Source organism: Rhizobium sp. 05L429 (assembly GCF_056397645.1).
The window spans coordinates 240,355-260,231 of the sequence record NZ_JBFTNV010000003.1; the positions used below are offsets into that span (position 1 = coordinate 240,355).

A 19,877-nucleotide genomic window follows, 5' to 3' on the forward strand; every position below is an offset into this window, starting at 1 on the left:
TCGCTTATGATGCGCTACCAAGGAAAGCTCTACCGTGCGCTGAACCCGGTCTATGCGCGCCAGCCGCTTTCCGGTCGCGGCGCCGAACTCTATGGCGGCCGGTTCAATCCCAAGGGGATGCCGGCGCTCTATACGTCCCTGTCAGTTCTGACGGCGCTCCGGGAGGCCAACCAGGTCGGCAGCCTGCAGCCGACCACCCTCGTCTCCTACGAGGCCGAGATCGAGCGCATCTTCGACGTCAGGGACGAGACCGCCCTTCAGGCGTTCGGAATGGACGCTGCAGCGATTACCGGGGCGAGCTGGCGCGACGAGATGAAGGTGAATGGAGAAGCAAGAACGCAGACCTTTGCGCGCCGGCTGGTGTCCGACGGCTATCACGGACTGCTGGTCAGAAGTTTTGCTCCCGCGGCCAGAATCGACGATCTCAATCTCGTGCTGTGGTTATGGAGCGAGAAAGCTCCCTGCCGCCTGACCCTGATCGACGACGAAGGCAGATTGTCCTGACCGCGTGGCGCGACCAGCGCCGGCTATGTAACCGGCGCTGATCGTCTATTGGTCTCTCAAGCGGCACGGACCTTGCTCGGCCGCGCCCATTCCGGCAGCCAGTCGCCATGAGTGGCAAGCAGCTCATCCACCAGCGACCAGATCTGGTCGAGGTCGAGTTCGGCAGCCGTGTGCGGGTCCATCATTGCGGCATGATAGATGTGCTCCGGGTTTTCCGTCATCAGCGCCTGGACCGTCAGTTCCTGGACGTTGATGTTGGTGCGCATCAGCGCGGTCAACTGCGGCGGCAGATCGCCGATATAGGTCGGCTGGATGCCGGAGGAATCGACGAGGCACGGCACTTCTGCGGCGCAGTTTGCCGGCAGCGAGGTGATGCAGCCATTGTTGCGGACATTGCCGTAGATGACCGAGGGTTCGCCAGTCCAGACCGAATTGATGATCGAGGAGGCATATTCCTTTGATGACTGGACCTCGATCTTCTCGGCCGAGCGATAGGTTTCCGCCTGCCCCTTCCAGCGGGCGATCTGCTCGATGCAGCGCTTCGGATATTCATCGAGCGGAATGCCGAATTTCTCGATCAGGTCCTCGCGGCCTTCCTTGATGAAATAGGGCGTGTATTCGGCGAAATGCTCCGAGCTTTCGGTGACGAAATAGCCGAGCCGCGTCAGCATCTCGTAACGCACCTTGTTGGGGCAACGCGGGTTCCAGCCGGGCTTCGGCGCACGTCCCTCACGATAGGCGCGCACGAGATCGGGATAGAGGTTCTTGTAGGAACCATCCGGCTGACGATGCTCAAACTTCAGATAGAAGGCCATGTGATTGATGCCGGCCGAGCGGTAGCGGATTTCCTCGTAGGGAATGTCGAGGTCGTGGGCGAGTTCCATTGCCGTGCCCTGCACGGAGTGGCAGAGACCGACCTGCTTGATGTCAGGATATTTCTCTGAGATCGCCCAGGTATTGATCGCCATCGGGTTTACATATTGCAGCATGATGGCGTTCGGGCAGACGGCGCGCATGTCCTCGCAGATCTTCCAGAGATGCGGCACGGTTCTGAGACCGCGCATAATGCCGCCGACGCCGAGCGTATCGGCGATCGTCTGGCGCAGGCCGTATTTCTTCGGCACTTCGAAGTCCGTCACCGTACAGGGCTCGTACCCGCCGATCTGGAAAGCGACGACGACGAAATCGGCACCCGACAGCGCCTTACGCTGGTCGCCATAGGTTTCCGCCTTCGCCTTCACGCCAAGCGTCGAGATCAGCTTGTTGACGACGATGGCGCTTTCTTCAAGGCGCTGCGGGTTGATATCCATCAACGCGATCGTGGCGCCTGACAGCGCCGGACGCTGCAGGATGTCGCCAACGATGTTCTTCATGAAAACGGTGGAGCCAGCTCCGATGAACGCTATTCTGGGATTTGCCATATGAACCTCCGGCATTCTGAAATCAGGCTACGTCAAAAGCGGCTTTGACGAGCCGTTCGGTGTAGGGTGTCTTGGGGTTGGAAAGGACTTCGTTGACAGGGCCCTCTTCCATGATCTTGCCGCGCTGCATGACGATGACACGGTGGCAGAGGGCGCGCACGACCTTCAGGTCATGCGAAATGAAGAGATAGCTGAGGCCCCGCTCATCCTGCAGCTTGCGTAGCAGTTCGATGATCTGCGCCTGAACCGACAGGTCGAGCGCCGAGGTGGGCTCGTCGAGCAGGATGAATTCCGGCTCCAGCGCAATTGCCCGCGCGATGGCGATGCGCTGGCGCTGGCCGCCGGAGAATTCATGCGGGAAGCGCGAGAGGATATTGCCCGGCATGCCGGCGGACACTAGCGCTTCGCGAACCCTGTCCAGACGTTCACCCTTGGTAGCGCCGAGCTTGTTGACGACCAGCCCTTCCTCGATGATCTGACCGATGGTCATGCGCGGATTGAGTGACGAGAACGGGTCCTGGAAGACGACCTGCATGCGCGAGCGCAGGGGCCGCATTTCCGCCCGTGACTTGCCGTGGATCGGCTGGCGATCGAAATAGATCTCGCCATTGTCCGTGTCGCTGAGCCTGAGCAACGCCTGGCCGAAGGTCGTCTTGCCCGAGCCGGATTCACCGACCAAGCCCAGTGTCTCATGGCGCCGCAGCGTCAGATTGAGGCTGTCGACGGCGACCAGTTCGCGCAGCTCCGGCTTGAAGAAGCCGCCATGGCGCATCATGAAGGAGACACGCACGCCACGGGCGTCGAGAATGATATCCGATCCCTCCGGTAGTGGATTGGCCTGGCCGCGCGGCTCGGATGCCAGCAGATGCTTGGTATAGGGATGCTGGGGATTGGCGAAGAGCTGCTCGGTTATATTGTGCTCGCGCATCTCGCCATGCTGCATCACGTAGACATAGTCGGAGAACTTGCGCACGACCGTCAGGTCATGAGTGATGAGGATCACCGCCATCCGCAACTCCGTCTGCAGATTGCGGATGAGATTGAGGATCTGCGCCTGGACGGTGACGTCGAGCGCCGTCGTCGGCTCGTCGGCGATCAGGACATCGGGATCATTGGCAAGCGCCATGGCGATCATAACACGCTGCCGCTGGCCGCCCGAGAGCTGGTGCGGATATTGCCGCAGCCGCGCTTCAGGATCGGGGATCTGCACCTGCTTCAAGAGTTCCAGCGCCTTGGCATCGGCCTGCTTGCGGCTCATCTTGCGGTGGACGCGGATTGCCTCGACGATCTGGCTGCCGATCGTATAGATCGGGTTCAGCGAACTCATCGGCTCTTGGAAGATCATCGAGATCCGGTCGCCGCGCAGCTTGCGGCGAGCCTTCTCGGAGAATTTCAGGATGTTGGCACCGTCATATTCGACGCTCGAGCGCGGCGAGATGACCGCACGCTTGGACAGCAGCCCCATGACGGTGCGCGCCGTCACCGACTTGCCGGAACCGGACTCGCCAACGATGGCGATGGTTTCGCCGCGGTAGAGCTGGAAGGAAATATCCTTCACGGCCTCGACGGTGCCGTGCTCGACCTTGAAATTCACGCCGATATTGCGCGCGTCGATAACAGGACTTTCCTTGCGTCCGTCATGGTCGTGACGGACGGGCGGGGCGAAGGAACTGACGAGAGCAAGAGCCATCTTCATCACCTCAATAGGGATCGACCGCATCGCGCAGACCGTCGCCCAGCGCATTGAACGCAAAGACGGTGATCAGCACGAAGGCGACGGGGGCGAGAATCCAGGGATATGTTCCGATGACGGAATAGTTCGCCGTATCCTGCAGCATCAGGCCCCAGGAAATCAGCGGCGGCTTCACGGCAAAGCCGAGGAAACCGAGGAAGGATTCGAGCAGCACGACGCTCGGAATGTGGATGGTGACGGCGACGATCACGTGGCTCATCACGTTCGGAAAAATATGCTGGAAGATGATGCGCCGGTCGGTGGCGCCAACCGCCATCGCCGCCCGTACATATTCGATGCGCGCCAGCGCCAGCGTCTTGCCGCGCACCTCGCGCGACATCTGCGCCCAGCCAAGCGCCGACATGACGAAGATCACGAAGGCGAGGAAAACATTGGTCGGCGCGGTGATCGGGATCAGCGACGTCAGCGCCAGATAGAGCGGCAATTGCGGGAAGGCGAGCACCAGCTCGACGAAACGCTGCACCCAGACATCGAAGGCGCCGCCGTAATAACCCGAGACCATGCCGACGGTGGTACCGACGACCGTGACGATAAAGACTACTGTCAGTGCGATCATCAGTGAGATGCGCGAGCCGATGATGGCGCGCGACAGGACGTCACGACCGAACTTGTCGGTGCCGAGGAAATGCACCGGCTGGCCATCGACCGTGCCGAAGAAATGGCGATTGGCCGGGATGAGACCGAGTAGATTGTAGTCCGCCCCCCTGACGAAGAAGCCGAGCAGACGCGGATTGTCATAGTCCAGGCCGACGACCGGCTGGAAGGTAACCGGATCGAGTTCTTCGGAATCCGCCAGCGCATAGACGCGCGGCCAGACAAGATTGCCTTCCTTATCATGGATGCTGATGAGCTGCGGCGGCGCAAAGCCGACATCGGTCGCCTTTGGATCCAATGGCGCAATGAAATCGGCAAATATCGCCATGATGATCAGCAGGCCGACAAGGATGAGGCCGATCATGCCGGTCCAGGAGCGCCGCAGGCGGCGCCAGACCAGCGCCATATAGCTCTCATTGCCGTGGCCGCTATTCTTAACTGCCTCTTCATGCGGCGGGGGTGGGGAAGAGTCGAAGGCAAACATATCAGGCTCCTCCATATTGACGGACCCGAGGATCGAGCATGACAAGCAGCATATCGGCGATAATGTTGCCGATGATCAGCGTTGCCGACAGCACCAGCATGAAGGTGGCGGTGACATAGACATCACCGATCGCCATGGAGCCGACGATGGCCGGACCAACGGTCGGCAGGGCAAAGATGATCGCGGTTTCGATCTCGCCGGTCAGCATGTAGGGAAGCACGACGCCCTGATACATGACAAGCGGATGCAGCGCGTTCGGAACGGCATGGCGCATGACGACCGCGCCACCCGAGAGCCCCTTGGCACGTGCCGTCTCAACATATTGGGCATTCAGCGTATCGAGCAGGTTGCCGCGCATGACGCGCATATTGTAGGCCAGCCCGCCGAAGGTAGCGATCGCAACGACCGGCCAGACGTGGCTGACGAGATCCATGAATTTCGCCCAGGACCACGGCGCCCCGCCATATTGCGGCGAGAAGAAGCTGCCGATTTCCGTGACGTTGAACTGGAAGACCAGCAGGTAGACGATGATCAGCGCCATCAGAAAGCGCGGTACCGTCATGCCGAGGAAGGCGACACCCGAGAGCAGGTTGTCGATCCAGCTATATTGGCGAGTCGCCGCCCATATGCCGAAGCTGATACCGAGGATCGATGCGAAGATGTGGCAGACCAGCGCCAGGGCCAGCGTGCGCGGCAGGCGCTCGCCGACCACATCGGCAACCGGCTTGTTGTAGAACATGCTGTAGCCAAAATCGCCTTCGGTCACGATGCCCTTGATCCAGTTCACGTACTGGATGACCAGCGGCTTATTGAGTCCATGTTCGACGCGGTAGGCCTCGGCCTGCGCATCGGCCTGAGCGAAGGAGGCTCCGCCCTGATTGATCAGCTGCGAGCGGATGTAGTCGGCATAGTCGCCGGGCGGCGCCTGAATGATGGCAAAGGTCACCACGCTCAGGATGAAGAGGACGGGGATCGCCGAAGCGATGCGCATGAGCAGGAATCGTAACATCGAACGGTTCGCTTCTCCTTGCCGCCAGTCGCTCGTCTCCAGCGCGGCCGGCTCGTTGATTCTGACCGGCCGCGCGCTGCACGCGCGGCCGGAAGTTTCGTCTTTCGGGAGGGAGCTCTTAGTTCACGGGACCCTTGTCTCCGGGCTTGCCGGGAAGCTGACCAGGGAAGAGTTCGTACTTGCCCTGCTTGTCAGCAGCCACCCAGAGGCGTTCGCGGATGACGGAGTCTTCAGCCCAGTTGAACATCATGATCGGCGTGCCCTCAGGGATGTTCGAAAAGCGCTTGTTGATAATCAGCGCGCCCGGATATTCCGTGAGGCCGACCGTATCGACATGTTCGGTCGCGGTCTTCTGGTACTGCTTCATGAGCGCGACACGTTCGTCATTGTCCTGGCTCGCACGGAACTTGTTCACGATGTCGGCAAGGTCCTTCTCGTAAGGCAGGAGATCGAGCTGGTCACCCTTGCCGGCGCGATGGTGCCAGCTGGTGCGTGGGCCGACAGCGGCAAGCTGTTCGGTATTCTGCACCACGGAGGCGAGCTCCGACGTATTACGCTGGATCAGCCAGTCGAACTGGCCGGCATAATGCGCATTGTCGCGCTTCGGACCATCAAGAGCATTGATGATGACCTTGATGCCGAGCTTCTCCATCTGGCCGACGACACCTTCGGCAAGGCTCTTGTCGGTGGCATAGCCGTTATTGACGAGAAGCACGATTTCGACGTCCTTGCCGTCTCCGGTTCCGGCCGGGAAGTTCACGAAGCCGTCGCCATCCGTATCCTTCAGGCCGACCTTAGCAAGCAGTGCCTTGGCCCCCGCAAGATCGAAAGGATAGTAAACCGTCGAATTGCGGTCATAGAAGCTGGTGCCCGAAGACAGACCGCCTGCATAGATCGCCGTGAACGGTCCCTTGACGAGAGAGTCGCCGATCGCCTTGCGGTCGAACGCCATAGTTACGGCCTTACGGAAGTCTTCATTGCGATTGAGCTCGCGGATTGCCTGGCTGCGGGCATCCGGATCACCCCAGCCATTGGCAGAGAGGTTCATGCGCAGGTTATAGCCGATGAGGCGCGGACCGAAGGCGAGACGCGCCGGAGCGGTCTTTTCGGCGGCGCGCTTCAGCGACGCCACGAAGTTTTCCGGCTGCTCGAGGTTCGAGAAGTCGGCGGAGCCGGCAACGGCCTGCACGTCACGGTCAGCCCAGGTCGAGAGCTTGTAGTGCAGTTCGTTGAGATAAGGCAGCTGATTGCCCTTCTCATCGACCTTCCAGTAATAGGGGTTGCGGCGCATGACGATGATATCATCAGGCCGGTATTCGACCGGCACCCAGGCGCCCATGACCGGCATATTCATGAATTCCGGCGGGAAGGCATTCTTGAACTGGTCGTAGGTGTTCTTCGAATATTTCGGATGCTGAGGCTTGAGGATGTGCGACGGCCCCGGGCAGAAGTTCGGATAGGCCATCGTATAGAGATACTGCTTCGGGAAGGCTTCCTTGAAGGTCCATTCGACCGTGTAGTCGTCGATCTTCGTGAGCGTGGTTCCCTCGCCGAAAGCCTCCGGCGACGCACCGCCGCCGAGCGGCGAGACGTTCGGATCGATGACTTCGTCTTCCCAATAGAACATGATGTCATCGGCATTGAATGGCGCCCCGTCTGACCACTTGGCGCCTTCCACCAGGTGCATGGTCAGCTTGTGGCCGTCCTGCGACCATTCCCAGCCCTTGGCAAGGTTCGGCAGCGGCTCGGTATCCTTGGCCTCGACCTGGAAGAGCGGCGCGGTGCGCGTCAGGCATTCGGAGAGGCCGATATCGATGCCACCCCAGCCCTGTGTCTGGCCGGCACCGTAATTCCAGCCTTCCGGCCGGCCGCCGATCACATGGCGCATCGTATCGCCGTAGACGCCGGTGCCATCAGGCATATTTTCGGTCTTGAAGACCATTGGTTCCTTTGGAAGGCGATCCTTGACTGCCGGAAGCTTGCCGGTGGCGACGAAGTTTTTCGTCAGCCAGTCCGGTTCGTGATATTCCGGCAGCGCCTTGAACTCCAGAATGGAGTCGCGGGACACATATTTGATCTTGCCTTCCGCCGGGAACGCGGGCGGAGCCGGAGGTACTGTCGGCTCGGATGCGTAGGCATTGATGGCGGCGACTGAAACGCCAAGCGCCAGTCCTGCCAGGATGCCGATCTTACGGAAATTCGTCATCGTCTCTCCCTCTTGTTCGGAGCGCTTGCAGCGTCTCCGCTTCTCCTCAAACGGCGATGGAAAAAGCCTCGGTGCGGCGGATCTTCCTCCCGTAGACCCTGCCGCAGCTTCCTCCATCCACGACTTAAACGGCCTGCTTCAGCGCCGCCTTTTCGACGCGAAGTTCTTCAATGGAGCGAACATTGCGGCGTGCAGCCCCTTCCCACTCCCTCGTCTTGACCTTTGAATTCGCCAGCCGCTCCTTGGCAGCCGGCACGGCATCGGCATATTGCGGCAGCCAGCGGGCCTGGGCGACGACCATTTCGTCGACCATCTGCCAGACCTCCTCCGGCGTCGAGACGGCGCCGACCAGCGGATCGTGCAACACCGCGAGCTTCAGGAGATCGATATCGCCTGATATTGCCGCATGCACCGACATGCGCTGGACATTGATCGACGAGACACAGGTCGCCGCACAGGCTTCCGGAATGGTGATGCCGGAGACCATGTTAATACCGAAACGATCGACGAAGCCGGGCGACTCGATGATGGCGTCGGACGGCAGGTTGGTAATGACCCCGGTATTCTTGACGTTGAAGTGGCCGCGATAGACCCGGCCGGTCTCCAGCGCCTCGAGAATGTGGCTCGCGTGTTCGTTGGAGCGCTTGGCCGGATCGATCGGCTTTTCGGCCGAAGCGAGGAATTGCGGGAATTCCGTCTCGAACCAGTTGCGGGTCTCGGTCGAGTGGCGCAGATAGCCGCCGGTTTCGCCGTGGATCCAGTCGGACATGTCGATCCAGCGGGTAATTTCGTCCGGCCGCTTGCGGTACCAGGGCAGGTATTCGGAGAGATGGCCGTTGCTCTCGGTCGAATAGACGCCGAAGCGCTTCAGCACGTCGATGCGCAGCTTCTCCTGCTGCGAATAGACCGGGTGCGCCTCGAAGGCGGCAATCAGCTCGTCCTTGCCGATCTTGCGGCCGTTGAGGCGCAGATCGACGAACCAGGTCTGGTGGTTGATACCCGAGCAGATGTAGTCAAGCTCGCCTTGCGACTTGGCGCCGAGCACTTCGGCAATCTGCTCCGCACCATGCTGAACGCCGTGGCAGAGGCCGACCGTGTCGACCTTGCCATACTCGATGGCCGCCCAGGTATTCATCGCCATCGGGTTCGCGTAGTTCAGGAACTTCGCACCCGGTGCTGCGACCTCCCGGATATCCTTGCAGAAGTCGAGGATGACCGGAATGTTGCGCTGACCGTAAAGAATGCCGCCGGCGCAGATCGTATCGCCGACACACTGGTCGATGCCGTATTTCAGGGGAATTCTGATATCGTCGGCATAGGCTTCCAGCCCGCCGACGCGCACGCAACTGATGATATAACGTGCGCCTTCAAGCGCCTTGCGGCGATCCGTCGTCGCTGTCACCTTGGTCGGCAACTTGTTTGCCTCGACGATCTTGTCGAGAATTGCCTTGATCATCTGGAGGTTATGCTCGCTGAGGTCGGTCAGCGCGAATTCGATGTCCTTGAATTCCGGCACGCAGAGAATGTCCGTGAAGAGCTTCTTTGTGAAGCCGACGCTGCCTGCCCCGATAATAGCGATTTTGAAACTCATATCCTTCACCTCGATCCGATCAAATGCTAGGTAGAAAGGCGGTTAAGGAGGGCTGGTCGGCACGCCTTGCGTATGTCGTCCAAAATACAGAAAATCGTACCTGTATTCCTCCCGGCCGTTCTTTCGACCGTGATCTCTTCCTCTTGTGAGACGGGATTATGCGCATATTCGGCAGGGCGGCCAGAGAAGGATTATGCTTTCGAGGGTAATTTTGTGCTGCAGGAATTGATCGCCAACGGACAGTCGATGAGGACGGTTTCGCTGCCACGCGGACGCCAGCGTCTGCACGCCATGCCGACGAGCGCCGGATATGAGGTGCGCGAGGCCGAAACCTATGACTGGGACGGTAGAAAGCGCGGCCAGACGCCGTTCACGGTGCTGCAGCATACGATCAGCGGCACCGGCCGTCTGCGCTACCAGAACCGCAACTACAAGCTCCAGAGCGGCGATACGATGATGGTGATGGTGCCCCACAATCACCGCTACTGGCTCGAAAAGGGCGAGCGCTGGGAATATTTCTGGATCTCGATGAACGGCGAGGAGACGCTGCGCATCCACAAGATGGTGCTGGCTTTAGCAGGGCCGGTGCTGAAACTGCAGCAATCGACCGTCGATCATCTGGCAGATTGCAGCCTGCGTCTCGTCAGGGGTGCAAACACGCCGGGCTCCGCCTCGGCGATCGCCTACGAAGCCGCCATGGCGTTATACGACGACATCTTCGGAGCGCCGGCCTTCATGGCCGAACAGAGCGTCATGCAGCCCGTGATCGACCATATCAATATCAATCTGGAAAAAACGCTCCCGGTCAGCGAGCTTGCGGCGATCGTCGGTTTGAGCCGCGCGCACTTCTCCCGCAGCTTTGCGGAAAGCGAAGGTGTGCCGCCCGCCGAATATGTCCTGCAGCAACGGTTGCAGCGCGCCGCAAAGCTGTTGACCAAGGCGGACTTCCTTCCGGTCAAGGAAGTCTCGATCATGTGCGGCTTCGAGGATGCGAACTATTTCGCCAAGGTCTTCCGGCGCGTTTATGGCATCACGCCAACCGAATTCCGCACGACAGGCATGTATGCGAGCATCGGCCGCAGCCGGTAGGGGTTGGAAACCGATCGGACTATCCCGCAAACGCCCACGCGCTATCGAAGTTTAAGGGGGCGGCATTTTGTGGCGTCATGTCGAACCGCGACGTGCGGGTTGCCTAAACTAACCGGCATGTCGAACGCAATCTGCACGATCGCGTCGATGGGAATGTCAGTACTATCGCCGGCGCCGCACATGCTCGACCAGGGCACGCAGCTTCGGGGCGAGATTACGCCGGTTGGGAAAGTAGAGGAAAAAGCCTGCGAACGACGGGCAATACTCTTGCAGAAGAGGCACCAGTTCGCCGGATGAGACATAAGGCCTGAAGGTCTCTTCCATGCCAAACGTGATGCCTCCCCCCGCCCGGGCCGTGCGGATCATCAACCACATGTCATTGGTGGTGATCTGAGGATTCACCGCCACATCGAACTCACGTCCATTCTCGCCAAACTCCCAACGATAAGGTGCGGTATGGGGTGCGGGACGCCAGCCGATGCAGCGATGCTGGGCCAGTTCCGAGGGATGCGAGGGCTTCCCGAAACGCTCGAGATAGGAAGGCGCGGCAAACGCGCACTGACGTTGCTCGCCGGATGCCGGGACGGCGATCATATCCTGGTCGATCACTTCGCCCAGCCGCACCCCCGCGTCATATCCCTCCGCCACGATATCGAATTCCTCGTCCGTGACGGTCACATCGATTTGAACGGCAGGATAGGCGTCAGCAAAGCCCGACAGCAGCGGCCCTGAGATGAACCGCTCCGCAATCGAGGACACTGCCAACCGCAAAAGGCCGTTCGGAGCGATTTCCTGATCGGCGGTGGCCTCAAGGGCTAGACCAACTTCGGAAATGGCCGGCGCCACGCGCTGATAAAGTTGCTCGCCAGCTTCCGTCAAGCTGACGCTCCGTGTCGTTCGCTGAACGAGTGCCACGCCGAGCCGGTCTTCGAGGCGACGGATCGTCTGGCTCACCGCCGACCGCGTAACACCCAGATGCTCGGCGGCCGCGCGGAAACTCTTCGCCTCCGCGACGGCCAGAAAAACAGAGATGCCATTCAGATCCACAGCCATTGGTTAGATGAAGTTACCAGAGTGGTTATGATTGGGCAAGTTGTCCGCTCTTTTGGGAGCCTGTACGTTTGGCTCGGTAAATTGGAGATGGCAGACAAGATGATGCTGAATAACTACAAGCTGCTGGGCCGTTCGGGCTTGCGCGTTTCGCCCATAAGCCTGGGCACCATGACCTTCGGATCGGAATGGGGTTGGGGTGCCGACAGTGCCGAAGCCCGTCGTATCTTCGATCTGTATGTCGATCGGGGCGGCAACTTCATCGATACTTCGGTGAACTATACCAACGGCGGCGCCGAACGCCTCCTCGGAGAATTCGTCGGCGACAAGCGTGAGCGGCTCGTCATCGCGACAAAATTCACGATGTCACGCGAGCCCGGCAACCCCAATGCGGGCGGAAACCATCGCCTCAACATAATACGGTCTGCCGAGCAGAGCCTCAGACAACTCGGAACGGATCGCATCGATCTCTTCTATCTGCATGGATGGGACATGACGACCCAGCCGGATGAGGTGATGCGCGCCCTCGACGATCTCGTTCGGTCGGGAAAGATCCTCTATCTCGGCATCTGCAATACGCCCGCATGGCGGGTCGCGCAAATGCAGACGCTCGCAGACATGCGCGGGTGGTCGCCCTTCGTCGCGCTCCAGATCGAGTACAGTCTTGTGGAACGCACCGTCGAGCACGAGCTCCTACCGATGGCCGCAGCCTTGGGCCTCGGCGTCCTTCCGTGGTCCCCGCTAGGGGGCGGCGTGCTGACCGGCAAATACTCCCGAGCGGACGTTCAGGATTCACGAGAGGCAGCCGTGTCCCCCAGCCGCAAGGGCGTTATCGCTTCGTCCGGGCATCTGAACGAGCGCTCGATCGAGATTGCGCACGAGGTTCGCGCGGTTGCCGAGGAAGTGGGGTCGACACCGTCCCGGGTGGCCCTTGCGTGGACACTGGCGAACCCCTCGGTTGTGTCCCCCATCATGGGCGCCCGCACTGTTGCCCAGGCAGAGGACAATCTCGGCGCTTTGGACGTGGTGCTGTCGCCAGACCACCTCGATCGCCTGAACCGGGTAAGCGACCCAGATCCGATATTCCCGGCCCGTTTCGTGGAACGCCCATTGGTCCAGCAACTCATCTTCGGCGAAGCTTCAGTGGCTCGCCGCATCTGAGCAGACAAAGAGGACCAACATGCATGAAGGCGTGCGGCCACGGCGGTCTTTCTCGCTCTTCATCAACCCGAAGAAAGGAATGATACCATGACCTTTTCCTCACTGCCTAACCACCTTGACAGGGCGTGCCGCAAATTGCTGGTCGCTTCAGCATTCCTGGCCATCATCGGACCGGCGCATGCCGAAACCGCGCCAGGCGCCGGTGTGGAAATCCAGGACACCGCCGTGGAGACACAGAACAAGGCCATCGTTCGCACGGCATTCGAGAAATGGCGTGCAGGTGGCAACGTCTTTGCCGAGCTTCTCGCGCCCGACGTCGTCTGGACAATCCACGGCTCCGGCCCGGTGGCCGGCACCTACCGCAGTCTCGAGGACTTCGTCGAGCGAGGGTCAGGGCCTCTTACTAGCCGTCTGACGACCCCCGTGTTGCCGCAGGTGCATAATATCTTTGCGGATGGAGACATGGTCATCATCCGCTTCAACGGGTCGGCCACGACAACCTCCGGCGCACCTTATCGCAACCAGTTCGTTTGGATATTCCGGATGAAGGACGGCTCTGTTGTCGAGGCCGAGGCCTTTCTGGACCTCGTCGCCTACCAGCAGGTTGTCGAAAACAACGAGCCGCGTGCACGATAGCGGTCACAGTCCGGCTGTGGTTCGGCCTCTCGCATCGCCCGCCGGACCCTGCGCACACTGCAATTCATCATCGCAACCAGAATATCAACAGGCGTTGAGGAGCCCGACCATGAGGTATGCATTTGCAGTCCTGATGACGGCCACGTTCTTGAGCCAATCCGTACAAGCTGAGGAAGCCAACTTGAAGACAAACCATCCCTATACCGGCATGTGGGTGACCGATGACGGTCATGTTCGCCACGAACTTCTGCCGACCGGGCGTTATGTCGAGGCACGCGGTAGGCGCGAACGCGCCTATGAAGGGCGTTACGAAGTAATCGGCGTACATATCGAATATTGGGACGACACCGGCTTCACGGCCGATGGCGACTTCGTCGACGCAAACACCCTGCACCACGGCGGCATGGTTTTGCGCCGCCTTACGGACCGTACAAAACGCTAGCTGCGCCGTAAAAATGACATCCGCCGTTTTGGCACCGAGTTCCTCGCCTTCGTTGTCGGGGACAATCGCAAGAGCCTTGGCATGACACAGGATGAATTTTGGCAAGACGCTGGAGATCGTGCGCCGCATGTGTCCAAGGGCATGCAATGCCGGTGCATCTAAAGTTCGTACCATATGCGCGGGTCTTCACCTGACTGGATCATAAGCCAGCGAAGATCCGCATCCTTCCAGTTTCGGATCGCATTTGTCCGGTTGTCGAGCACCAGGTCGCCACGATCGGTCTTAACGACCAGAACCGCATGGCCCTTGCCGGTGGGCGTCTTGGTGACGGCGATACGCAGTGCCTTCGACGACCAGCCCATCGCGATCAGGTGGTCCCGCTTCGTCAGCGCAAAATCCTCGCAATCGCCGGACTTGACGTTCACCTGCCAGACATCCCCCTGATCGGATCGGTCGTCAACCGGGCGGATCGAGCGGTTGACCGAGGTGTTGACGGCCTGAAGCTGCTTGTCGGCAGAAGGGGTCAAGGGGATTTCGGAAGCCTCGCCGCGAGCAGTACACTCATCTGGATATCGCGCGCAAAACATCACATGCGCAAAAGGGGCGGCAGTCCGGCGTTTTTCGAGAATATAGCTGAATACCGGCGCCGTCTTCAAGCCGCGAGCAGCGCCAGCAGGACCGTCGGCTTCGGCAGTCTGAACAGCTAGCAGCGATGCAAGTGTCGCAACGATTGCCAGTTTGTGCCTAGACATTTGCTACCTCCGTGCACCAGTTCAACGACCGAGGCACAAGTCAATTGCCATCGGTGAAGGAACAGTCTCGTTCGATTGGCTGGAGCTATGTCCAGGATCGATGATTTCAGGCCTATGTCTCCAGAAACGATCGTCTTTCAAATACAACCATATGAATCTGTGATGGCAGATAACAATTTAAACTAGCGCACCGGATGGCCGTTTTCAATGGCGGCGACAAGCTGCCGGTTTAAAAAGCCAAGTAAACCGAACTAGGGGATCGTCACTCGATCAGGTTGTCGGCCATTGCACACTACCTCCGCGCCCGTCATGATGTTCTCACCCTCAGCGTAGACGGACAGACATGCGCATCTTCCTCGTTCGACACGGCGAATCTCTCGGCAACATCAGCGAGAGCGCCTACCGGCAGTTCGGCGATCACAATGTTCCGCTGACGGAATGGGGTTACCGGCAGGCGCTGGCGGCCGGGCGTGGCATCGCTTCGTATCTTGCAGCGCTGCCTGCCGCTGCGCCGAGGGCGACCATCTGGCATTCGCCATATCTGCGCACGCGCCAGACCAAGGACGCGATCGTCGAGGCCTTGCCAGCGGACACCATCAGCGATGTGCATGAGGATTATCTGCTACGGGAGCAGGATTTCGGCCTGTTTACGGAAATCTACGACCGCGCCGAGCAGCGGCGCAAATTTCCGGAAGAATTCGAGAAATGGGCGCGGCTTCGCAACAACAGCGGCAAGTTCTATGCCCGCCCGCCTGATGGAGAGAGCCGGGCAGATGTCGCCCAGCGGGTACGGATGTTTTTGCTGACCGTCATGCATGATATCGGCAAAGGCAACGACACCGCTGTTATCGTCGGCCACGGCGTCACCAACCGTGCCTTCGAGATGAATTTCCTGCATCACAGCGTCGAATGGTTCGAGCGCTCCGACAATCCGGGCAACGCCGATGTGACGCTGATCGAGGGCACGCATGCGGGCGGCTATCGCTCGACGCTTCTGCACAAGGCCGACGACCGTGACCCGGCCGGAGCGACGGAGATGCGCGGCGCTCATGGTTCGGAGCTGACGATCGCACCGAAAACCAGCGTCTAATGGCGATCAATGCCGCTGGGCTTGGCACCCTGCGACGGGTTGAACCGCTGAACTTCCTAGGGCAGCATCCCCTGTCGCCTAACCAGTGAAACGCGACAGTAGAGCAACAATCGATGCGGCCGCTTGATCATCAAGCTTGGCTCCGACATGGGCATCAATTGCCTTTGAATAGACGGCCCACATGCGTTCGCGAAGCAAGCGCCCTGCTTGCGTAATCACGACCCAACGGCCGCGCCCGTCTTCAGCAAAGGCTTCCCGGCTGACGAGGCCTTCGCGCTGCAACCGGTCGATCAGACGCGAGAGATTATACTGCGCAAGCAGGGTGCGTTCTTCGATCTCGAAGGGACGTAGTCTGCCCTCTTCGGCGCGCGCGAGTTCCCAGAGCACGTCGTACCAGCTGAGCGATGGCAGGCCGGCATTCTTGAAGTCTGTCTCTATCGCATTCAGCAGGCGTTGCTGGGCGCGCATGATGCTGATCCACGCCTGCGTCACAGGTTCCGATGGGCCGTTTCGATTCTTCATAGATGCAAGTACATCTATATTGACGGCAATCGCAAGGGTAATTATATGCATATGCATCTATAATTGGAGACAGACACCATGCCAATGGAAACGTCCGTGCCTTACGCAACCGCCCTGCTGCGCATCAGCCTCGGCACGATGTACCTCGCGCACAGCATCATTCTGAAACTCATGACGTTCGGCCTGGCGGGAACTGCCGGCTACTTCGTATCCGTCGGTCTACCCGGCTGGCTGGCCTATGTAACCTTCGCCGCCGAGGCCATCGGCGGCGCCCTTCTGGTTCTCGGCATACAGACACGTGCCGTGGCCCTGACGCTTATCCCCGCGCTCGCCGGCGCAATTATCTGGGTTCATGGAGCAAACGGCTGGTTCTTCACCGCGCCGGGCGGCGGCTGGGAATATCCGCTCTACCTTATCGTTCTCTCGATCGCGCAGGTGATGCTTGGCAATGGAGCCTTGGCGCTACATCCATCGCGGTCGCTCGTCGCCGCCCAGACCCCTTGAGGATCGCTGCCATGCGGAAATTCACGCTCATTTCCCACCATCTCTGCCCCTATGTGCAACGCGCCGCCATCGCGCTTGGCGAAAAAGGCGTTCCTTTCGATCGCGAGTTCATCGACCTCGATAACAAGCCCCATTGGTTTCTCGAGATTTCCCCCCTTGGCAAGGTTCCGCTTTTGCTGATCGAGGAGAGCGGACAGCAGACTGCGCTCTTCGAAAGTGCTGCGATCTGCGAATATATCGATGAGACGCAGGCCGGCGCGAAGCTGCACCCACACGATCCTTTGATACGTGCCCGCCATCGCGGGTGGATGGAATTCGGCTCGTCGATTCTGGCCGATCTCTGGGTCTACGAAACGACCAGCGACCTCGAAGTTTTGAAAGCAAGGGGAAAGGCGATCGCTTCCAGATTCAGCACGATCGAGGCGGAACTGTCTGGGGGACCATTCTTCGCCGGTGAGGGTTTCAGTCTGGTGGACGCCGTCTTTGCGCCGATCTTCCGCTATTTCGACGTCTTTGATGCGATCGGTGAAAATCATATCTTTGACGGTTTGGACAGGGTGCAGAAATGGCGAAGCGCGCTTGCAAAACGGCCGAGCGTTCGGCAGGCGGCGGCTGATGACTATCACGCGCGTCTTGTGGCTTTCCTTGAAAAGCATCAATCCGTGCTGCTGCGCGCAAGCACCGCTTAAGATGCATGCAGCCATCATCACCGCGAGGCCTCACTGCTTCGCGGTGAATCGATCGCACCAGGAGAAGGGCCGACGCCGCGCCGATTGCTTCGAGCTACCTTCGAAGACAGATCGCGATCATCTGATACTCACTCTGCAATCACGCCGCTGCGAACGGTATGATCGCAAAGCTGAGCACACTGTTGCGCCCTTCGGTTATAATTATTTTGCGTTCGTGTTTCCCGATTGTTTTGTGGCTGCCTTTAACGCGCCTTGCTGCAGATCTGCCTCATCGGCAACAATGGCGGCGGCCTCGTTGAGCAAGACGTCTTTTGCCTTCTTGCGGGCATTCTCAATAGCAATATCAGCGCTCAGGCTGCGCTCGTCTGACTGCAGGCCATCATCTCCACCAGGATCTTCGCCACCATCCGCTTGCGCTCGGGACTTCAGCCGATTTTCTCGCGCTGTCGCTTCTTTACGACGTTCGGCTTCGTTGAGGGAGACGACCCCTTTCTCGCGCTGCGCCTTAAGGTCGGCAATGTCCTTTAACAGGCGTTGGAAATCCGGATCGCTCTCAACCCGTGCATCATGCCGGCTTTGCAATGTCGGCAGCAACGTCGTGACAGTGTCGGAAGGCGCATAGTCCGCAGGCTTGATCTGCGCCCACGGCAGGGCATTGTCATAACTGGTTTCGCCGAAGACAGCCGGATCGGAAAGTCCCGGCAAGCTGATATCAGGTGTCACGCCGCGCAACTGCGTCGTACCGCCGTTGACCCGGAAAAACTGGGCAATCGTCACTTTCAACTCCCCGAATTCGGGTTTGCTGTTGCGAACCATTCGGTCCAGATTGAGGACGGTCTGGACCGTCCCCTTCCCGAAACTGGGTTCACCGATAATCACGCCCCGACCGTAATCCTGGATTGCCGCAGCAAAAATCTCCGAAGCCGACGCCGACCCGCGATTGATCAGGACACCCACCGGGCCTTTCCAGACAGGCGCTGCAAAATCAGCGTTTCTAATCTCGACCTTACCGTCGCTACCGCGTTGCTGAACGACCGGGCCGTTGCCGATGAACAGACCAGTCAAATCGATCGCCTCGTCCAATGAACCGCCGCCATTGTTGCGCATGTCTATGAGAACGCTGTCGACCTTCTCTTGCTTCAGTTCGCCGAGAAGCTTGGCGACATCGCGGCTTGCGCTTTTATAGTCCTTGTCTCCTTTGCTCTTGGCTTCAAAATCCTCATAGAATACCGGCAGAGTAATCACCCCGATTTTACGCGCGGCGTCGCCTCCGCCCACGGACAGAACCGCCTTGCTGGCAGCCTGCTTTTCGAGACTGATTTTGTCACGCACGAGGTTGACTACGCGATGCGTGCCATCTGCCCCGGCGTCCGCCGGCAGGATGTCCAGGCGCACGACTGAGCCTTTTTTCCCTCGTATGAGTTGCACGACTTCATCAAGGCGCGTGCCCACCACTTCCTTTATCGCTCCATCCTTGCCTTGACCAACGCCGGTAATGCGGTCTCCGACTGCGAGCTTGCCGGACAACTGCGCCGGGCCGCCAGGCACGAGCTCACGGATCGTCGTATAGTCGTCGCGATCCTGCAGCACCGCACCGATACCAAACAGCGAAAGCTTCATCGCGATATTGAAGTCAGCCGAAGCGGCCGCGCCGAAATAGTCGGTATGCGGGTCGATCGACGTTGCGTAGGCGTCCATGAACGACTGAAAAACGTCGTCGCTTTTATACTTCTGAACGCGCTCGAGGGTGTTGGCATAACGCTTGTCGAGCGTTTCGCGAATAGCTGCGTCAGTTTTACCGCCTAGTTTCAACCGCAACCAGTCGCTTTTGACGCGCTTGCGCCAAAGGTCATTGCTCTCGGCTTCAGACTGCGGCCAAGGCTCTTTATCGCGCAGCACGGAATAATCTTCCTGCGCGCCGAAATCGAAGCCCTGCTTAAGCAAATTGCGCGCGTAGTTCATGCGGTCGACAACGCGCTGTTCATAGGCGTTGAAGATCGCAAACGGGATCTTCAAGTCCTGCCGTTCGATGGCATCGTCGATCTCGCTGCGGTCAGCCATGAACCTGTCGACGTCCGCCTGCAGAAAGAGTGCGCGGTCTGGATCAAGCGATTTGATGAACCGATCCATGATCCTGGCCGACAAGGCGTCGTCGAGTGCAACGGGCTTGTAGCTGAAGCGCGTGAGAACTTGGGCACTCAACTGAGCGGCTTGCGCCTGTTGCTTCAGCGGGGCCAAAACAGGCGATGCGACTTCTGCATATGCGGACTGAGCGATTGCAAGAAATGCACCAAGAAAAACGTAGTGTATGCGCATTCAGCGATGATCCAATTCTTAATACCTGTTGCCGATGTGTGATCTAGGTGAGGCAATTATGGTC

At 59.4% G+C, this 19,877-nt stretch carries 18 protein-coding genes; 8 read left to right on the plus strand and 10 right to left on the minus strand.

Features of this window, described 5'->3' with window-relative positions:
- Window positions 1-9 precede the first annotated feature (9 nt).
- A complete protein-coding gene (locus tag AC1DNW_RS04400; protein ID WP_477852119.1) occupies window positions 10-504 on the plus strand; it encodes an RES family NAD+ phosphorylase in 495 nt (164 codons plus the stop codon).
- A gap of 56 nt (window positions 505-560) precedes the next feature.
- Here the strand turns inward: AC1DNW_RS04400 and melA (AC1DNW_RS04405) are convergent, their stop codons facing one another.
- The 6 genes from melA (AC1DNW_RS04405) to melA (AC1DNW_RS04430) form a co-directional block, all read right to left on the minus strand.
- Entirely contained in the window at window positions 561-1,925 is a 1,365-nt protein-coding gene (gene melA / locus AC1DNW_RS04405) for an alpha-galactosidase (protein WP_477852049.1), read from the minus strand.
- Between the two features lie 22 nt (window positions 1,926-1,947).
- On the minus strand, window positions 1,948-3,615 hold the full coding sequence (locus tag AC1DNW_RS04410) for an ABC transporter ATP-binding protein (protein ID WP_477852050.1): 1,668 nt from the start codon (window positions 3,613-3,615) through the stop codon (window positions 1,948-1,950).
- Between the two features lie 10 nt (window positions 3,616-3,625).
- Complete coding sequence (locus tag AC1DNW_RS04415; protein WP_113298700.1) at window positions 3,626-4,756, minus strand: ABC transporter permease; 1,131 nt, start codon at window positions 4,754-4,756, stop codon at window positions 3,626-3,628.
- Window position 4,757: 1 nt separating this feature from the next.
- A complete protein-coding gene (locus tag AC1DNW_RS04420; protein ID WP_477852051.1) occupies window positions 4,758-5,765 on the minus strand; it encodes an ABC transporter permease in 1,008 nt (335 codons plus the stop codon).
- A 118-nt stretch (window positions 5,766-5,883) separates the two neighbouring features.
- Entirely contained in the window at window positions 5,884-7,971 is a 2,088-nt protein-coding gene (locus tag AC1DNW_RS04425; protein WP_113308874.1) for an ABC transporter substrate-binding protein, read from the minus strand.
- 124 nt (window positions 7,972-8,095) lie between these two features.
- Window positions 8,096-9,562 carry an alpha-galactosidase gene (gene melA / locus AC1DNW_RS04430; RefSeq protein ID WP_477852052.1) on the minus strand — a complete coding sequence of 489 codons (1,467 nt, stop codon included), beginning with the start codon at window positions 9,560-9,562 and terminating at the stop codon, window positions 8,096-8,098.
- Window positions 9,563-9,775: 213 nt separating this feature from the next.
- Here melA (AC1DNW_RS04430) and AC1DNW_RS04435 point away from each other — a divergent pair, with 213 nt between their 5' ends.
- On the plus strand, window positions 9,776-10,651 hold the full coding sequence (locus AC1DNW_RS04435; RefSeq protein WP_113298696.1) for an AraC family transcriptional regulator: 876 nt from the start codon (window positions 9,776-9,778) through the stop codon (window positions 10,649-10,651).
- 162 nt (window positions 10,652-10,813) lie between these two features.
- Here AC1DNW_RS04435 and AC1DNW_RS04440 read toward each other — a convergent pair whose 3' ends face one another.
- Window positions 10,814-11,704: a LysR family transcriptional regulator gene (locus AC1DNW_RS04440; RefSeq protein WP_477852054.1), complete on the minus strand. Its 891-nt coding sequence runs from the start codon at window positions 11,702-11,704 to the stop codon at window positions 10,814-10,816.
- Window positions 11,705-11,803: 99 nt separating this feature from the next.
- Between AC1DNW_RS04440 and AC1DNW_RS04445 the strand changes: the two genes are divergently transcribed.
- The 3 genes from AC1DNW_RS04445 (at window position 11,804) to AC1DNW_RS04455 (ending at window position 13,940) form a co-directional block, all read left to right on the plus strand.
- Window positions 11,804-12,862: an aldo/keto reductase gene (locus tag AC1DNW_RS04445; protein ID WP_477852120.1), complete on the plus strand. Its 1,059-nt coding sequence runs from the start codon at window positions 11,804-11,806 to the stop codon at window positions 12,860-12,862.
- Window positions 12,863-12,949: 87 nt separating this feature from the next.
- Window positions 12,950-13,498 (plus strand): nuclear transport factor 2 family protein, encoded by a 549-nt coding sequence (locus tag AC1DNW_RS04450; protein ID WP_477852055.1) that lies wholly within the window; start codon window positions 12,950-12,952, stop codon window positions 13,496-13,498.
- Window positions 13,499-13,607: 109 nt separating this feature from the next.
- Window positions 13,608-13,940 carry an Atu4866 domain-containing protein gene (locus tag AC1DNW_RS04455; protein ID WP_477852057.1) on the plus strand — a complete coding sequence of 111 codons (333 nt, stop codon included), beginning with the start codon at window positions 13,608-13,610 and terminating at the stop codon, window positions 13,938-13,940.
- A gap of 158 nt (window positions 13,941-14,098) precedes the next feature.
- Here the strand turns inward: AC1DNW_RS04455 and AC1DNW_RS04460 are convergent, their stop codons facing one another.
- On the minus strand, window positions 14,099-14,692 hold the full coding sequence (locus tag AC1DNW_RS04460; RefSeq protein ID WP_113298691.1) for a transglutaminase-like cysteine peptidase: 594 nt from the start codon (window positions 14,690-14,692) through the stop codon (window positions 14,099-14,101).
- A 343-nt stretch (window positions 14,693-15,035) separates the two neighbouring features.
- On the opposite strand from AC1DNW_RS04460, the gene AC1DNW_RS04465 reads away from it, so the two are divergent.
- The gene (locus AC1DNW_RS04465; RefSeq protein ID WP_477852058.1) at window positions 15,036-15,782 is read left to right on the plus strand and encodes a histidine phosphatase family protein; all 747 of its coding nucleotides are present in this window, start codon (window positions 15,036-15,038) and stop codon (window positions 15,780-15,782) included.
- A 78-nt stretch (window positions 15,783-15,860) separates the two neighbouring features.
- On the opposite strand, the gene AC1DNW_RS04470 is transcribed toward AC1DNW_RS04465, so the two are convergent.
- Window positions 15,861-16,304, minus strand: a complete 444-nt coding sequence (locus tag AC1DNW_RS04470; protein WP_477852060.1) for a MarR family winged helix-turn-helix transcriptional regulator — start codon at window positions 16,302-16,304, stop codon at window positions 15,861-15,863.
- A gap of 78 nt (window positions 16,305-16,382) precedes the next feature.
- On the opposite strand from AC1DNW_RS04470, the gene AC1DNW_RS04475 reads away from it, so the two are divergent.
- Entirely contained in the window at window positions 16,383-16,808 is a 426-nt protein-coding gene (locus AC1DNW_RS04475; RefSeq protein WP_477852061.1) for a DoxX family protein, read from the plus strand.
- A gap of 11 nt (window positions 16,809-16,819) precedes the next feature.
- Complete coding sequence (locus AC1DNW_RS04480; RefSeq protein ID WP_477852062.1) at window positions 16,820-17,497, plus strand: glutathione S-transferase family protein; 678 nt, start codon at window positions 16,820-16,822, stop codon at window positions 17,495-17,497.
- A 201-nt stretch (window positions 17,498-17,698) separates the two neighbouring features.
- Here the strand turns inward: AC1DNW_RS04480 and AC1DNW_RS04485 are convergent, their stop codons facing one another.
- Window positions 17,699-19,813: a carboxy terminal-processing peptidase gene (locus AC1DNW_RS04485; protein ID WP_113298687.1), complete on the minus strand. Its 2,115-nt coding sequence runs from the start codon at window positions 19,811-19,813 to the stop codon at window positions 17,699-17,701.
- Window positions 19,814-19,877: the final 64 nt, after the last annotated feature.